The sequence below is a fragment of the Cohnella sp. 56 genome (assembly GCF_037963805.1).
Lineage (GTDB): Bacteria > Bacillota > Bacilli > Paenibacillales > Paenibacillaceae > Cohnella.
Genome location: NZ_JAZDQE010000001.1, coordinates 404750 through 420851, shown reverse-complemented (window position 1 = coordinate 420851; position 16102 = coordinate 404750). Strand labels below are relative to the sequence as shown.

11 protein-coding genes are annotated in these 16102 nt (G+C 60.7%); 2 read left to right on the top strand and 9 right to left on the bottom strand.

The genetic code is table 11. The annotated features are described in order from the left end of the window. Positions 1-25: 25 nt before the first annotated feature. The 7 genes from VQ071_RS01800 to VQ071_RS01770 all read right to left on the bottom strand — a co-directional run bounded on the left by VQ071_RS01800 (position 26) and on the right by VQ071_RS01770 (position 9723). Positions 26-1441: a glycoside hydrolase family 32 protein gene (locus VQ071_RS01800; protein WP_340512121.1), complete on the bottom strand. Its 1416-nt coding sequence runs from the start codon at positions 1439-1441 to the stop codon at positions 26-28. Continuing rightward, entirely contained in the window at positions 1442-2323 is an 882-nt protein-coding gene (locus VQ071_RS01795) for a carbohydrate ABC transporter permease (protein WP_340512120.1), read from the bottom strand. 18 nt (positions 2324-2341) lie between these two features. Continuing rightward, on the bottom strand, positions 2342-3241 hold the full coding sequence (locus VQ071_RS01790) for an ABC transporter permease (protein WP_340512119.1): 900 nt from the start codon (positions 3239-3241) through the stop codon (positions 2342-2344). A gap of 133 nt (positions 3242-3374) precedes the next feature. After that, positions 3375-5078, bottom strand: coding sequence for an extracellular solute-binding protein (locus VQ071_RS01785; protein ID WP_340512118.1), 1704 nt, complete (start codon positions 5076-5078; stop codon positions 3375-3377). Between the two features lie 95 nt (positions 5079-5173). Further along, positions 5174-6877 carry a response regulator gene (locus VQ071_RS01780; protein WP_340512117.1) on the bottom strand — a complete coding sequence of 568 codons (1704 nt, stop codon included), beginning with the start codon at positions 6875-6877 and terminating at the stop codon, positions 5174-5176. Beyond that, complete coding sequence (locus VQ071_RS01775) at positions 6874-8622, bottom strand: sensor histidine kinase (RefSeq protein WP_340512116.1); 1749 nt, start codon at positions 8620-8622, stop codon at positions 6874-6876. The genes VQ071_RS01780 and VQ071_RS01775 overlap by 4 nt, the downstream gene beginning before the upstream one ends. 141 nt (positions 8623-8763) lie before the next feature. Then, positions 8764-9723, bottom strand: coding sequence for an alpha/beta fold hydrolase (locus VQ071_RS01770; protein WP_340512115.1), 960 nt, complete (start codon positions 9721-9723; stop codon positions 8764-8766). 118 nt (positions 9724-9841) lie between these two features. Between VQ071_RS01770 and VQ071_RS01765 the strand changes: the two genes are divergently transcribed. Together VQ071_RS01765 and VQ071_RS01760 are read left to right on the top strand one after the other, a co-directional pair. Beyond that, entirely contained in the window at positions 9842-10711 is an 870-nt protein-coding gene (locus VQ071_RS01765) for an AraC family transcriptional regulator (RefSeq protein WP_340512114.1), read from the top strand. A 125-nt stretch (positions 10712-10836) separates the two neighbouring features. Continuing rightward, positions 10837-12228 (top strand): alpha-glucosidase/alpha-galactosidase, encoded by a 1392-nt coding sequence (locus VQ071_RS01760; protein WP_340512113.1) that lies wholly within the window; start codon positions 10837-10839, stop codon positions 12226-12228. A gap of 370 nt (positions 12229-12598) precedes the next feature. Here the strand turns inward: VQ071_RS01760 and VQ071_RS01755 are convergent, their stop codons facing one another. Both VQ071_RS01755 and VQ071_RS01750 read right to left on the bottom strand, forming a co-directional pair. Continuing rightward, a complete protein-coding gene (locus VQ071_RS01755) occupies positions 12599-14152 on the bottom strand; it encodes a response regulator (RefSeq protein ID WP_340512112.1) in 1554 nt (517 codons plus the stop codon). Further along, positions 14152-16086, bottom strand: a complete 1935-nt coding sequence (locus VQ071_RS01750; protein WP_340512111.1) for a sensor histidine kinase — start codon at positions 16084-16086, stop codon at positions 14152-14154. Before VQ071_RS01750 ends, VQ071_RS01755 begins: the two co-directional genes overlap by 1 nt. Positions 16087-16102: the final 16 nt, after the last annotated feature.

Below are 16102 nucleotides of genomic sequence, written 5' to 3'. Positions count from 1 at the left end.
CCTTCCGATCGTTGCTTTCCGAGCCTTACGGTTCAAGCAATACGGCTTCGAAGCTTGCGCTGCCTTCGCTGACGAACAGCCCCCATCCCCCCTCTCGGTGGTCGTACAGCCGCGCGCTCATGGCGACCGTGTCGTCCACGTACACCTCGCAAACCGTGCCGTCGATCACGACGTCGAGCCGGCAGGCAACGCCAGGCGTCAACGCGACGGGACGCTCGAGGCCTACCTCGAAGGGAACGTCTCCCTTTCTTGGCCAGCGATCGAAGACAAGGCGCTGCCGCCCAGGCTCGAGCCGGAGCATGTAGCCCCGGTCCAGCGTCTCGTCCGTCCGCAGCAGCACACCGCAGCCGCGCGTGTCCGCTCCGAAGGTCACGGTCACCGACAGCCGGCAGCGGGACGGCAGCGACACCGCCGCGGCAGCCGCAAAGGAATCCGGCGCTTCGACAGTCGCCGTGTCTCCGCCGATCCGCCAGCTGCCCACGGCCTCATGCAGCGCAGCATCCGCCCGCCGCGACATCGCCGCCCGCACCGGATCCGGCATCCGCACCGTCAGCGAGCCGTCCGCCTGCTGCGCAAGCTCGTGCACGACCAGGTTGCCGCCCCACTGCCAGGTGCCTTCGTCGTGCTCGCCCTCCCGCGTCGGGTTCCAGCCGAACGCATAGCGCCGCTCCCCGTCGGTCCACGTTTTCGCCGCATAAAAAGCGCGATTGTCGAACGTGTCGTTCTCCGGCGCCAGCCAAGGTCCCGCGAGCGACTTGCTCATCCGGTAGTGCGTGACCGTGCGGTCGGAAAACGTCGAGTATACGAGGTACCACCAGTCCCCCATCCGGAACAGATCCGGGCATTCGTGGGTCGTATACAGCGACGGCGCCCAGAACGGCTCGCGCACCTCCCATTTGCTCAGATCCTTCGAGGCGCACAGCGCGACGCAGCCCCGCCTCCGGCTCGGTCCCTCCTTGAGCCGCGCCGCCAGCAGCATCCAGTACTCGCCGGCCTCCTCGTTCCAGAAGACGAACGGGTCTCTCCAGTCATGCTGCTCGTAGCGGTCGGCGGGCGCATAGAAGGCGTCCTCCGGAAGCTTGGTCCAGTGAAGCAGATCGGTGCTGATGGCATGCATAACCGCCTGCTGGAGCTTGCCCTGGGCGGGATAGTGAAAGTTGTTGCCCGTGTAAAAAATATGATAGAGCTCGCCGACCTTCAGGATGCAGCCGGTATAGATGTACAGGTCCTGCTCCGACTGGCCGCCTCTGGGCAGCACCTCGCCGTATTCGGTATAGTTCACGAAGTCCTTCGTTCCGAGCAGGAACCAAGGCGTCCCTTCGCCGAAGTTTTCCTTGTCGCGCCAATCCTTCAGATACAGCAGCTTGAACTCTCCGTCCTCGTAGAACGGAATGACGTCCGCCAGCACGCCGTCCGCCGGCCGGTAAAAAAAGTCGTTCATTTACTCCTTCACGCTCCCCAGCACGATGCCTTTGACAAAGTATTTTTGCAAAAACGGATACGCCAGCAGGATCGGCAGCGCGCCGACGATGATCTGCGCCGCCTTGGAGGTGCGGGTCGAGATCGCCGACAGCTTGTACAAGTCCTCCTGCTTCACGTGAGAAAAGTCAAAATTGATGATGATCGTCTGCAAATAGGAGGACAGCGGATAGTGCTCCGGCTTGTTCATCAGAATGAGGCCGTCGAACCAGGCGTTCCAATGCCCGACGATCGTGAACAGACCGACGGTGGCGAGACCCGGCAGCGACAGCGGCACGTAGATGGTCCAGAGCGTGCGCAGATGGCCGGCGCCGTCGATGAAGCACGACTCCTCCAGCTCCTTGGGCAGGCCGCGGAAAAAGTTGAGCAGCAGAATGACGTTAAACACGGGGACGGCCCCCGGAATGACAAGCGCCCAGATCGAATCGAGCAGCCCCGTGTACTTGATCGTCATGTACCAGGGGACGAGTCCGCCGCCGAACAGGATCGTGAAGACGAAGATCCAGACGTAAACCGTGCGCATACGGAACGTCCGGACATCCTTGGATAGCGGATAAGCGATCATGATCGTCAGCAGCATGTTGATGGCGGTGCCCAGCAGCACCCGTTCGAGCGTAATGACGAAGGAGCGTATGAACTCGGGCCTGCTGATGATGAAATCGTACGATTTAAGCGAAAAGTCTACCGGCCAGAACGTGACCTGCCCGGCGGCGACCGCCGCGCTCTCGCTGAACGACACTGCCAGAACGTGGACGAGGGGCAAGAAGCACAGAATGGCCAGCAGGCTTAAAAACGTGGCGTTCGCGATTAGAAAAATGCGTCTGGCCGGGGAGATATAATGCAAGCGGAGTCTCTCCTCTCTCTAGAAAATGCGATAGTTCGCCAGCCGGTAGGCCAGCCAATAGGAGACCGATATGAGCAGGAAGGACACGACGGACTTGAACAAGCCGACGGCCGTCGCCACGCCGTACTGCGCGTCGTTGAACGCGATCCGGTAGATCATCGTGTCGAGGATGTCTCCGCTCTCGTACACGAGCGGGTTAGCCAGGTTAAATACCTGGTCGAAGCCGGCGTTCAGCACGTTGCCGAGGCTCAGCGTCACCATCAGCACGATGATCGGCATCATGCCGGGCAGCGTGATATGGCGCGTCTGCTTCCAGCGGCCGGCTCCGTCCATGACCGCGGCCTCGTACAGCGTCGGATTCACGCTCGTGATAGCGGCCAGATAGACGATCGTGCTGAAGCCGAACTCCTTCCAGACGTCGGAGAGGATCAGCACCGCGGGGAACCAGCGGTTGTCCGCGAGGAAGAAAATCGGCTCGATGCCGAGCTTGCCCAGCATGAGGTTTACGAGTCCCTCGGACGGCGACAGCAGATCGATCAGGATGCCGCCCAGGATGACCCAGGAGAGAAAATGGGGCAGGTATATTAATGTCTGAACCCCGCGCTTGATGAACGAACGGGTCACCTCGTTCAGCAATAAAGCGACTACGATAGGGACGATAATTCCCGCGATGATCTTCATGCAGGCGATAAACAAAGTGTTCCAGATGACCTGGCCGGTATTCGGCATATCCAGCACGAACTTGAAGTTGTCCAGCCCGATCCACGGCGAGCCGAACCAGCCGCTGAAGATCGTGAACTTCTGGAACGCGATCACGACGCCGAGCATCGGAACGTAGCTGTATACGAGCACCAGAATGAGGCCGGGCAGGAGCAGCAGGTGCAAAGGCAATTCCCTCATCCATTTTGCCGCTTTCATTTCGTACTTCACCGCCTTTTTTTCCCAATCTCCGCTTTCGGACGCCGATTCAAGGCATAACGGAAGAAGGGGAGAATGGTCAGGACCGTCTCCCCTTCGCCTGTCTATGCTTCGAGCGTCCGCGCGTTCGCTTCTACTTCTGCGCGCTCAGCCAGTCGTTGATCTCCTTCAGGATCGCCTCGCCGCCGAGCTTGTTCCAGTCCGCCACGAAGGTATCGAATTCGTCGACAGATGCGGCCCCCATAATGATCTTCGTGAACGTCTCCTTCTCCAGCTTGTCGAGCGTCGCCCACTTGTCGGTCATCGTCGGCGTCTGTCCGCCGAATGCGGTCATGAGCAGCCGGTCGCCGGTGTAATTGTCCATCGTGGTCACAAAGCCGAAGTACTGGTGGGCGACCGCCCAGTTTTCGATATTGCCCGTCTTGAGGTAATCGACCGTCGGGCCGTACTTGTCGGTCTCCGTCAGCGCGTCCTTCAGCAGGCTCTCGTCCTCGTTCTCGATCGCCTTGCGCAGCAGAGTGAGCGAATCCAGCACGCCCTGGTCGGAGACGCCGGACTGCACGAGCGACATCGGCGACGTATTGATTCGCTCTCCGTTCTCCTCGACGGTGATGAACTGGCCTTCGTTGCGCCGCGAGCCGTGCACGACCTCTTCGTGCAGGTTGAGCATTTTAATGGCCGCCTCCGGATGCTTGGCGCCCTTGCGCACGACGACGTAGCCGCTGGCAGAAAACCCGACGTTCGCTTTGGTCGGTGTGCCGTCGACCGAAGGCACGGGGAACGGCATCCAGTCCATGCCCGGATTTTTCTTGACGGCGTCGAGGAACACGTACGGGTTCCAGTTCGCGCCGAACGCCATGCCGAACTTGCCTGCCGCGATATCCTCGGCGACCTTGTTGCCGTCCTTGACGCCGAATTCGCGGTCGAGCTCGCCCGCCTTGTACATCTCCTGCAGCTTCGCCAGCGCCTGCTTCATCTCCGGCTGCGTCGAACCGTAGACGACCTTGCCCGAGGCGTCCTTTACCCACGTTTGCGGATAAGCGTGGAAAGCGTTGGACAGCCCCGTGATCGAGGTGATGGGACCGTATAAATAGTTGTTGACCGCCAGGCCGTAAGTGTCGGGCTTGCCGTTGCCGTCCGGATCCTGCTTCGTAAACGCTTCCGCAATCTTGAGCACGTCGTCCAGCGTCTTCGGTTCGGACAAATTCAGCTTTTTGAGCCAGTCCGTGCGGATCCACAGCAGGTTCGGCTCATAGATCGGCGCGTTGACGACCGGGATGGCGAGCAGCTTGCCGTTAAACGTGGCCGAGGCGAGCGCCGCGCCGCCGTCGCCGTGCTGCAGCTCCTTCGTATGGTCGGAGGCGTACTGCTCGTAGACGCCCGTCAGGTCCTCGAGCTGGCCGGCGTCGGCGAGCTGCTTGAGCTGGCTGGCCGATACGGAGAACAGCTCTGGCAGGCTGCCGGAGGCGATCGAGACGTTCAGCTTGCGGTTGTACTCGCTCGTCAGCGCCGTCCAGTCGTGCACGATCTTGATGCCGAGCAGGTTCTCGTATTCGCGGTACCAGACATTGTTGTCAATGCTGTCGCCCTTCGGATAGGCCCAGGTCTGGTCGACCGCCCGGGCGACATGAAGCTCGATCGGCGGATCGTACTTGCCGAACGGATCCCCCTTCTCCGCAGCCGCCGATGCGGTGCCGGATGCACTGGGCGAGCCTGCTGTCTGGCCGGACGGTTCCGTGCTCGCCGCGTTTTTACCCGAGCCGTCGCTGCAGCCGGCTGCCGCGAGCGCACAAGCCAGAACGCCGCAGACGAGTGCGATTCGTTGGTTCTTTTTCAATCTCGGTTCCCCCTTCGAGCTCATAAATGAATGCTTCGTGCCTTGCATGAGCTCATTATAGAGCCGGTGCGGAATCGCCCTCTACTCGCCGATTTTCACATTCCATTATCCGTTTTGGATATCGCCAGTCGCTCCTTGTACTCCTGGGGCGTGAGGCCCGTCTCTTTCTTAAAGAAGCGGTAAAAGGACTGTTCGGTCATAAACCCGACGGCCCTCGAGATATCCTGGACGATCATCTGGTTGCCCGCGAGCAGCTTCTGCGCCCGCGCCAGCCGGGTGGCGGCGATGTAGTCCGTCAGCCCGTCGCCGGTCAGCTGCTTGTACAGACGGGTCAGATAATATGGATTGTAGCCGACGACCTCGCCGATGCGGGTCAGCGACAGATCCCCGGCCAGATTGTGCTCCACATACCGTCTGACATGCAGGATCAGGTCGTCCTCGCGATCCGAGCGCTCGGCGCGTTTGCGTTCGAAGAGACGCTCTGCAAGCGCGGCGAAATATTCCTCCGCCGCATGCCAGGACGGATGCGCGTCGTACCGGGTCAGCCTGCCGAGATCGATCGTCTCGCTCAGTTCTCCCTGCATTCCCAGGCGGTTCATTTCCGACAGGAAGATCGGGACGAGCGAGTAATAAATCTCCAGCCTCAGCGGCTCGCCACCCGCCGACTCGGCGGCACCCAGCGCCATCAGCTTGGCGTACTCGGCGAAAAATTGCCCGCTCTCGCCGTTCTCCAGATAAGCCGCCAGCGCGCCGACCTTGTCGAGCCGGCTGCGCGTCTCATGCGTCCGGACGTCCGCCTCCGGGCCGACGTCTTCCGACGGGCGATCGAGCAGGATCAGCTCCTGGCCCAGACCCAGACCGCGGCCGAGCAGACGCTTCAACGCGTGGAACTGGCCGGGCAGCCGCTCCCAGGCGCGCGGCTCGTCAGCCGCGGCGAACGACACGCTCAGCTCGAGCATCTGTCGGCAGGCGCCCTGGATCGTCTCGATCGTACCCTGGACGAAGCGGACGAGCCGTCTCCGCGCATCGCCCTTCTGCTGCGGCAGTTCGCCGGCGGAGTCGTCCGACTCCGGCTCCGGCTTCCGCTGAATGAACCAGAGCAGCTTGTTCTGCTCGAAGCTCACGGTCACGCAGTACAGCGACTTGGCGAAGTACTCCTCGGCAATGTTGGCGATGGCGTACAGCATCAGATGCTTGTCGCCGCCGCTGAAGCCGTCGCGCCAATCGTCCACCCGGCCGAGAACGAGCAGCGTCTCCGCGTCCCCGGCCAGCGGCAGGCCCAGCTCGCGCAGCCGCACGTCCCGTTTGCGAAGCGCCTCCGGATCGCCGCCGGCCACCGCCAGCAGGTACTCGTTCACGAGCAGCGGCCTGGCCAACTGCATCTGGCGCTCCGCGCTTTGGATCAACTGCCGCGATTCCACCGCCTCGTACAGCTGCGCCGCCGCCCGCTCCACGGCCGCAACGACGGCCTCGTACCCCTCCGTCTTGAGCAGGTAGTCGACTCCGCCGTTTCGCAGCACCTGCTGAATATAGTCAAAGTCGTCGTAGCCGCTCAGAAAGATAATCTTGCACCACGGCCACTCCCTCACGATCTCCCGCTGCAGCGCGAGCCCGTCCATGCCCGGCATCCGGATGTCGGACAGGACGATGTCGATCTTCATCCGGCCCAGCGTCTCCAGCGCCTCCGCAGCGGAGTAGGCGCCGAACGTCTCCAGATCGAGCTTGCCCGGACGGCCGAACAGGTCCAGCAGACTGTCCACGATCCAGCGCTCGTTATCCACGATGAGCAATCTAATCATGTAGCATCCCCCTTCTTGTCTTGGCGTATCGTCAATTCTGCCTTCAGCCCGCCGAGCGCGCTCCGCGACAGCGACAGCCCGCAGTCCGGCCCGAACTTGAGCTGCAGCCTGCGGTGGATATTCAGCAGGCCTGTCGTCTCGATCGCGCGGTCCGCCGCGGAGACGGACTTGCGCAGCCGCTCCAGCCGAAGCTCGTCCAGCTCCTCGCCGTTGTCCTCGATCTCGATGCGCAGTCGTCCGTCCGGCTCCTCCCGGAAGCCGATGTGCAGCCGGCCTTCGCCGGTCTTGTTTTCGAGCCCGTGCAAATAGGCGTTCTCAATGAGCGGCTGCACGATCAAGCGGGGCACCTCCGCCTGCGCCCAGGCGGCAGGCAGCTCCTCCTGCTCCACCTCGATCGTTCCCGAGAACCTGAACTTCTGGATTTCCACGTACGAGCTTGCGTGTTTCATCTCCTGCTCGAGCGTGACCGTTTCCGCCCCGTTTCGCGTGATGAACTGAAAGTAGCTGCCCAGATGGCGGAACATCCGGTCGGCCAGTTCGTGCTCCCGCATCTGCACCAGACCCTGTAGGATGAAGAAGCTGTTGTAGAAAAAGTGGGGATTGATCTGCGATTGAAGCTGCTTGAGCTCGGAGCGCTGCGACCGGATCTGCTGCTCATACACTTCGCCGATGAGCGACTCGATCCGCCCGAGCATGTGGTTGAACTGGTTGTACAGGTAATGGAACTCGTCGTGGTTGCGATGGTAGACTCGTACGCCGAGGTCGCCCTTCTCCACCTTGCGGAAGGAGACGACGAGCCGCTTGATCGGCTTGTGGATGAGCCGGTGAATCCAATAGGAGAAAGCGACGACCAGTACCAGCGCGATGAGCGAGAGCAGCCAGATCCAGTCGCGATGGCGATTGAGCGGCTGCATCACCTTCTCCGCCGGCACCAGCACGGCAAGCGTCGAATCGAGGACCGTGGAATATTCATGGGCGACGAAAAAGGATCCGGCCTCCGTCTTCATCGTGAACTGGCCGGTCGCGGAGGCGCGGTCGTTCGCCAGCTTGGTCCCGAGCGTCCCGGACAGCTCGGTCAGCACCTGCGGCTTGAGGCCCGATGCCACGTTCCAAGCGCTGTCGGCGCTCATCCATACCGCTCCGCCCTGCTCCCCGTTCGCCATGGACGAGAGCGTGCGGACGATCTCCGCCTTGGACAGCTCGATCTCGATGGCCAGCACCGGCTTGCGGTTCACGTAGATCGCGTCCGGATACACGCCGCTCAGCAGCAGCCGGTCCCGGAAGCCAAAGACGGTCGAGCTCATGTTCCGCGGCTCGAGCATGGCCGCAAGCTCCGCCGCCGGAATCGTATCGTCGTAATTGTTGGCCATAATGCTGCGTCCCAGCGCCGGGACGTACAGCTTCACGTTTTCCACGAACGGGCTGGAGCTCTTGAGGAGATAAAGCTTGCTCTTCACCGACAGAATGGTGCGCGAGCGTTCGAAGTCGTTCATCCGGGAGACCGCCGTGCCCAGGCTGAGCAGATCGTCGTCGCTCACATACTCCATCTGGAGGCGGCGGAGCCGGGCCAGCTCCGTCTCCAGGGACGACAGGTAAAAATGGACGCGCGACGCCATCGAAGCCGATATCTGCTTCTTGACGACGTCATGCCCCGACTGGTTCATGAACAGGCTGGACAGGTAGATGGGGATGATCATGAGCAAAAAAGACAGCACGAGCTTGGGATAAATTGTTAGCGCTTTCATAAAAGTTCCCATAGCAACCCTCCGCCGCGATCTGGCAGGGCCGGGACCTACCCGGCACGCCGCTTAAACAAAAGAATAGCAAAAAAGAGGGGCGGCGTCGCCCCCTCTTCGTACCGCACTGCGCACGCCGCCCCTCCTGCGCTACATACCCAGCATGAATTGCAGCGTCTTGTCCTCGAAGTCAGCCAGCCGCTCGTGCACGTAATCGTGGTAAATTTCCATCCGCTTGCCCGCGACGATCTTGTTGTAGGCCGCGAACTGCGTGGACGGTGGACATACGGTGTCCAACAGCCCGACGCCCATCATGACCTCACCCTGTATGCGATCCGCCAGATGCTGAATGTCGATATAGCCCAACCGCTCGAAAATCTCTTCCTCGCGCTTGTGCTGGGGATCGAAGAGACGGAAAAAGGTCCGCAGCTCCTCGTAGGCGTCTCTCGCCAGATCCATCTCCCATACGCGTCTGTAATCGCACAGGAACGGGACGCTCGGCGCCGCTCGCCGGATACGCGGCTCAAGCGCCGCGCAGGCCAGCGCGAGACCGCCGCCCTGCGAGCCTCCGATCGTGCCCACCCGGCCGGCATCCACTTCCGGCAGCGACATCGCGATGCCGGCCAGCTGAGCCGCGTCGAGGAAAATATCGCGGAACAGCAGCCGGTCCGGATGGTCGTCGAGACCGCGTACGATATGTCCCCTGTACGTGTTCCCCTTGACCCCGCCTTTATCCTCGGAGCTGCCGCCCTGCCCGCGGCAGTCCATCGCCAGCACGGTGAAGCCCGCCGCTGCATAGCCCAGTTTGTCGATCCAGTCGCCCGAATGATGGGCGTAGCCGTGGAATTGCAGCACCGCCGGATGCGGCTCCGGGACGTTTTTTGGCCGGACGTATTTGGCATGGATGCGCGCCCCGCCAACACCGGTGAAGTACAAATGCAAGCAGTCCGCGCCCGGAACCTTGAAGTCGCTTTCGACGACCTCTACTGCAGGATCGATCCCCTTTACCTCCGCGAGCGCCCGCTCCCAATAAGCATCGAAGTCGGCTGGCTTCGGGTTCCTCCCCGCATATGCGCTTAGCTGCTCGAGCGGCATATCGATCGTCGGCATCGTATTCGGCACCTCTCATGTAGTACAATATTTGCAAATATAAGTTTGATATTTCTGAATGTATGCCATATGATCACGCAATTCAATCGTAAATAATTGAGAGGGAGGTAGTACGATATTGCTCAGGAAAAACTTTGGCTTCCGCTATGCGGAGCCGACGGATGCCTTGATGGCGATCCGGACGATCGGCTGGGAGAGTACGGCGAGCGCCGTCTATCGCTGGAACGGTCGGTCGCGCGGGGATCGGTTTGTCATGTTCCAATACACGCTGTCGGGTGAAGGCCATCTGGTGAGCGGCGGCAAGCACTATCGCATTCCGAAGCACCATGGCTTCTTCGTCACGGTACCGGATAACCACGAGTACTATTACAGTCCGGACAGCAATTCGCCCTGGGAGTTCATCTTCCTGACGGCGGCGGGCCGGCATGTCGAAGGCTACTGGAACGATATCGTTGCAAAAACCGGGCCGGTCGTGTCGTTCAAGCCGAACGCGCAGCCGATCGCCATGCTGTGGGAGATGATGGAGAACGCGCAGACGAAGACGGGTCTCGACAAATATGAGCTCTCCGTCCGCCTGTACGAGTGGATCGTCGCCTGCCTGCGCGCGCTCGATGGCAGGCCCGACGCGGGCCGGACCGTTCCCGAGCCGGTGACCGCCGCTCTGAAGTTTATGGAGACGCAGTATCATCGCTTCCTGACCTTGGAGCAGATCGCCGCCGAGGCGGGCATGTCCAAGTACCACTTTTGCCGACTGTTCGTGAAGCATACCGGCGTGACGCCCATCCATCATCTGACGAAGATCCGAATCGAAGAAGCGTCGCGTCTGCTCCGGCAGACTCGCCAGCCCGTCGCGGCCGTCGCCGCCGCCTCCGGCTTCGACAACAGCAGCTACTTCGGCAAAGTGTTCCGCAAGCTAATGGGCGCGTCGCCCCAGCAGTTCCGCGACAGCACGGGGGATATTCCCGATCATCATATTTTAATCGACTAGACAACATCGCAATATAATCCCACTCCGACGAAAATATTCTGCTATTTACTCCACGTATATCAGGAATCTATGATATTACCCGAGAGGAAGTAATGCGCAATTATTTCATACGGAGGTCGAGACGAATGCTGAAAATTGCAATGATCGGAGCTGGCAGCATCAACTTCACGCGCAGACTGATCATGGACTTGATGGCGGTGCCGGCGTTCCGCGATACCGAATTCCGGCTCATGGACATCGATCCGGAGACGCTCGAGATGGTGACCAAGCTGAGCGAGCGCATGCTTGAGACGAACAGTCTGACGGCTGTTAAAATCGTGCCGACGACCAATCAACGGGAAGCGATCAAGGACGCCGACTATGTCATCTGCCTGGCTCGCGTCGGCGGGCTGGAGGCGTACCGCCACGACATCGAGATCCCGCTGAAATACGGCGTCGAGCAATGCGTAGGCGACACGCTCGGTCCGGGCGGCGTGTTCTTCGCGCTGCGCACCATCCCTGTGCTGCTCGACATCGCCAAGGACATGCGGGAGCTCGCGCCGAACGCGCTGCTGCTCAACTATTCCAACCCGATGGCGATGAATACGTGGGCCGTGCGGCGCGCCGGCGGCGTCCGGGTCGTCGGCTTGTGCCACGGCGTGCAGCACGGACACGAGCAGATTGCCGAAGCGTTCGGCCTGCCGCAGGACGAGATCGACCAGATTTGCGCGGGCATCAACCATCAGACGTGGTTCATCAACGTCTCCCACAAGGGCAAGGACCTGACGCCCCATCTGCTCGAGGCGTTCGAGAACCATCCGACGCTGCCGCAAAGAGAGCCGTGCCGCATCGACGTGCTGCGCAGATTCGGCTATTACTCGACCGAGTCGAACGGACACTTAAGCGAATATCTGCCGTGGTACCGCAAGAAATCCGCCGATATGTCCAAGTGGATCAACGACAAGGAATGGATCGGCGGAGTGACGGCGGGTTATCTCGAGCACTGCCTGACGCGCTTCGTCGACTACAAGGCGATGTACCCGAAGATGCTGAGCGGCGAGATCGATTCCATCCCGCTCGGACAGCGCTCGGAGGAGCACGGCTCGTACATCATCGAGGCGCTGGAGACGGGCAAGACGTATCGCGGCAACTTCAACATCGAGAACCGCGGCATGATCACGAACCTGCCGGACGGCAGCACGATCGAGATTCCGTGCTACGTGGATCGCAACGGCATTGCACCGACGTACATCGGCGATCTCCCGATGGCCTGCGCCGCTACCTGCCGTGCGAGCATCAGCGTGCAGGAGATGGCCGTCGAGGCCGCGCTGACCGGCAATCGCGAGCTGGTGAAGCTTGCCGTGCTGCACGACCCGCTCACGGCCGCGGTCTGCAGCACCGAACAGGTATGGAGCATGGTCGACGAGATGCTGGAGGCGCTGGCGCCCTGGCTGCCCCAGTTCAACGGGGAGGGCCGCACCTGGCCGGACATTCCGCAGCCGGAGAGCAATTTGTATCATTTCACGCGAGCGAAGTGAGGGAATCGAGAAGCGGCAGCCAGGGCAATGGCTGCCGCTTCTTTTTTGCCTTGTCGATGACAGGGGGAATAAGAAGGCGAATGTTCCAGCGCGTACACCGGACTGCGCACATGTATCGTGTAATTGTGCGTGATAGAGCAGCCGACAGATCACACAAGAGAGCTACCGCGCAATAATGCATCATACAGCGCCGATTTTAGCGAAAACGCCCGCCTACCGCGATGCATCCCGCAGATTTGCGCGGTAGACATCAAACAGGCCATCATTGTGGCTACCTATCCTGCAGATTGCGCGGTAGAGAGCAGCCTGGACGCGCTTGGAAGCACGTATCCTGCACTTTGGCGCGATGGCGTGCGACGCCGCGGCCCTGTTAACCGGAATGCCCCGCGCCCTGCCGCTTCGCCCGGTATTCAGATGCGGCGATCCCCTCCAGTTCCCGGAACACGCGGTTGAACTGCTTCGCGTTTTCGAAGCCGACCTTTTGGCCGATCTCGAATATTTTGTCGTCCGTCCGCTCCAGCAGCTCCTTCGCCTTGGCGATCCTCACGCCCTTGACGTAGGAGATGAAGCTCTGTCCCGTGTATTCTTTGAACAGCTCGCTGAAGTACGAATAATTGAGCGACACATGATTGGATACGGTCGCCATGTTGAGATCGCTGGCATAATGCGCATCGATATAAGCTACGGCCTTCTTCATCTCCCGGTTGTCCGCAAGCGCCGAGCGGATCGTCCGCACATAATCGTTCAGGCTGAGCAGCAGGTTCTCCGTCTGGCGGAAATATTCGTGAATGTCCGAAAAGCGGTGAATGCTGCCCACTTGCTTGTACAGCCGCAAGATCTCCACGGACTCTTCGCCGTACCTGCGGAACGCATCGTCGAACACCAGCTCGTTCAGCGTGTGGCTGAGCCGCTCCAGGTAGCCGAGCGAGACGTCGACTGTTTTTTTCAGATCGAACAGCCGCACCATGATCGCCTTCATCTCCGGCTCCCTGTCCGTACCGAGCATATTGGCGAGCTTGCGGATGTCCTCGACCGGCACCTGCAGCGTATCCTCCCGGCCCATGACGCTCTCGTAGGGGATCAGCGTGGAGCTGCCGCGGGGCTGCAGCAAGCTGTAGCCGACCGCCCAGCGCGCCTCCGAATAGCTGTCGCGGATATCCTCGAGCCTCTCCTTCCTGCGGCTGAATCCGATATGATGAGCGGACACGCTCTTGTCCTTCAGATATTGCATCAACCGCTCGAACAGTCCGGGCTCGCCGGTCAACAGGATCAGATAGCCGTCTTGATCCTCCAGGCTGAATACGGGGCGGTCCTCGGGACGGCGCGCGATGAACTCCTGCGCCAGCACGTTCTGTCGACGATCGCCTGCGAATTGAAGCGCGCCTGTATAATAGCCGGGCTCCAATCCTTGAAGACCTGCGGACCGGCAGCGCTCCGCCGCTTCGGCGGGATCGATGGCGGGGTGAACGAAGATGTAGTTCAGCTGGGCCGCGATCAGCTCCTCCCGTATCCGATCCGCTTCGTCCAGCCGGCTCTCCGCAGCCTCGATCCGGTTCAGCTCCTCCTCCACCCTGTCCAGAATGCCGTACATCTCCTCGCGGACGATCGGCTTCAGCAGGTACTCCTTGACATTGTATTTGATCGCTTCCTTGGCATACTGGAAGTCGTCATGACCGCTCAGAATGATGATGGCCGTATTCGGAGACTGCTCGGCAGCATGCCGAATGAGCGCCAGTCCGTCCATGACAGGCATGCGGATGTCCGTGATCATCAGGTCGATCTGCGTCCCTCTCATCACGGTCAGCGCCTCTTCGCCGTCCGCGGCCAGCGATACCGCGTAGCGTTCCGGATACTGCCGTTCGATCATCGCCTTCAACCCGGTGCGGATGTTTTTCTCATCGTCCACGATGAGCAGCGTTCGCATTATCCAGCGCCTCCCGTCAAAATAAAGTAGGGAATCCGAATGATTACCCGCGTATAGGAACCTTCCTCGCTCTCCACGAACAGGCCGTATTCTTTGCCGTAATAGAGCTGAATGCGCTGATGGACGTTGCGGAGTCCGATACCGCCCCCGTCCTCCCGGATCATCGCGTTCGCACCCGGCAACTGCGGGTCCTGGGCGTCCTGCGCGATCGCGCGGTTGAGCTGCTCTACTCTGTCCGCATGCATGCCCCGTCCGTCGTCCGTGACGGAGAGCAGGATCGTCCCGTCGCGCTCCTCCGCCCCTATGCGCACGATCAGCTCGCGATCCGTCGGCGCCCGCAGCCCGTGCTTGACCGCGTTCTCCACGATCGGCTGCAGCGACATCTTCAGCAGCTCCTGGTCGAGAAGCGAGGGCGGAATATCCGCTGCCAGACAAATCTTGTTCTCGTACCTGATGTTCATGATGGCCACGTAGTTCGTGATATGCGCCGTCTCGTCGCGCAGCCTCACGTATTCGCTCGTCCACTTCAAGTTGTAGCGCATCAGCCCCCCGAGCGAGGTGAGCGCGTCGGAGATCGGATACTGCCCCTCCACCTCCGCCATCATCTTGATGTTTTCCAGCGTATTGTAGAGGAAGTGGGAGTCGATCTGATTTTTGAGCGAGCGCAGCTCGGTCTCCTTGGTGGCTGCCTTTTTGTTGACCGCTTCCGCGATGAGCTCGTTGATCTTGCGCAGCATCTTGCGGAAGTGATGAGCCAGCTCGCCGACCTCGCCCCCACCCCGGACCGTGAGATTGAACGCGAAGTCGCCTTGACGAACCTTCTTCATCGAATCGGCGAGAATATGCAGCTTCTTCAGAATAAAGGAATTCATCACATACGTCGCAATCCCGAGAATCGCGATCAGCATGACGTTGGCCGCGATGATGCGGTCGCGCGTCTGCCTGGCGCTATCGAGCACATGACGCAGCGAGACGATGTTCACCATGCGGACGCCCAGCGGCTCGATGTCGCGGGTGATGGCCAGGAACGGCTGGCCGCCGAGCGCCAGACGAAAGCTCGCGGACGGCTCTGCACCCGTCGTGCGCAAGGCGCCGGCCAATTCCTCCGGCGACACGCCCGTAGACGCGAGCAGCTTCTGCTGCCGGTTGTAATACAGTTGTCCCTGACTGTCCACGATCACAAGCTGGGACATATCGTCCTCGCTGCTGCCGAACGTCTTGGGGAAGAAGCTCGACATCAGCATATCGACCTCGAGAATGCCGGCATGGACGTCCAGCGGGTACATAATCTCCTTCAGAAAGGCGACCTTCGGCAGCCCGGAGCCAATCGACTGCCCGAATATCAACTTGAACGGATCCAGGTCGTTCGGCGTGAAGTACCATTCGGTACGCTCCTCCGCAGAGGTCAGGCGGCCGAACCAGGGTTCCCCTGCTGCCCGCGCCTCATCCACGAACAGCGGATAGATCTCGTTGATTCGCTTGTTGTCGAAGAAAATGCGGATATGCGCGATATTCGGGTTGTTGAATTGAAGCCGGCTGAGCGCCGGGACAACCGTCGTGCTGAAGTCGACCAGCTCGGCGGTATCCGGCTCCGTCGTCCGGGATATATAGTCGAGCACCTTCTGGTCCGAGAAGCTGAGATCGTCCGCACGCAGGCTGAGATCGGCCGCGCGCTGGATCGTCTCGATATTGTTGTCGATATTGAGCCGCTCGATCTCAAGCGTGTTTTCGTTTTTTCTCTCGATATCCTCGATCGCGCTGCCCGCGAACTGCTGGAACAGCAGCAGCGAGATCAGCACGCTCGGAATGAGCAGGATGATCACGTAAGAGAGAATAAGGCGCGTCTGCAGCGACCATTGCTCCTGCCGCTCCGCCAGCCTTCGCGCCGTTTTTTTCCATGAGAATCGCATGCCGTCACTTCCGTTTGCCGTCATAGTCGGAGCCATCCCT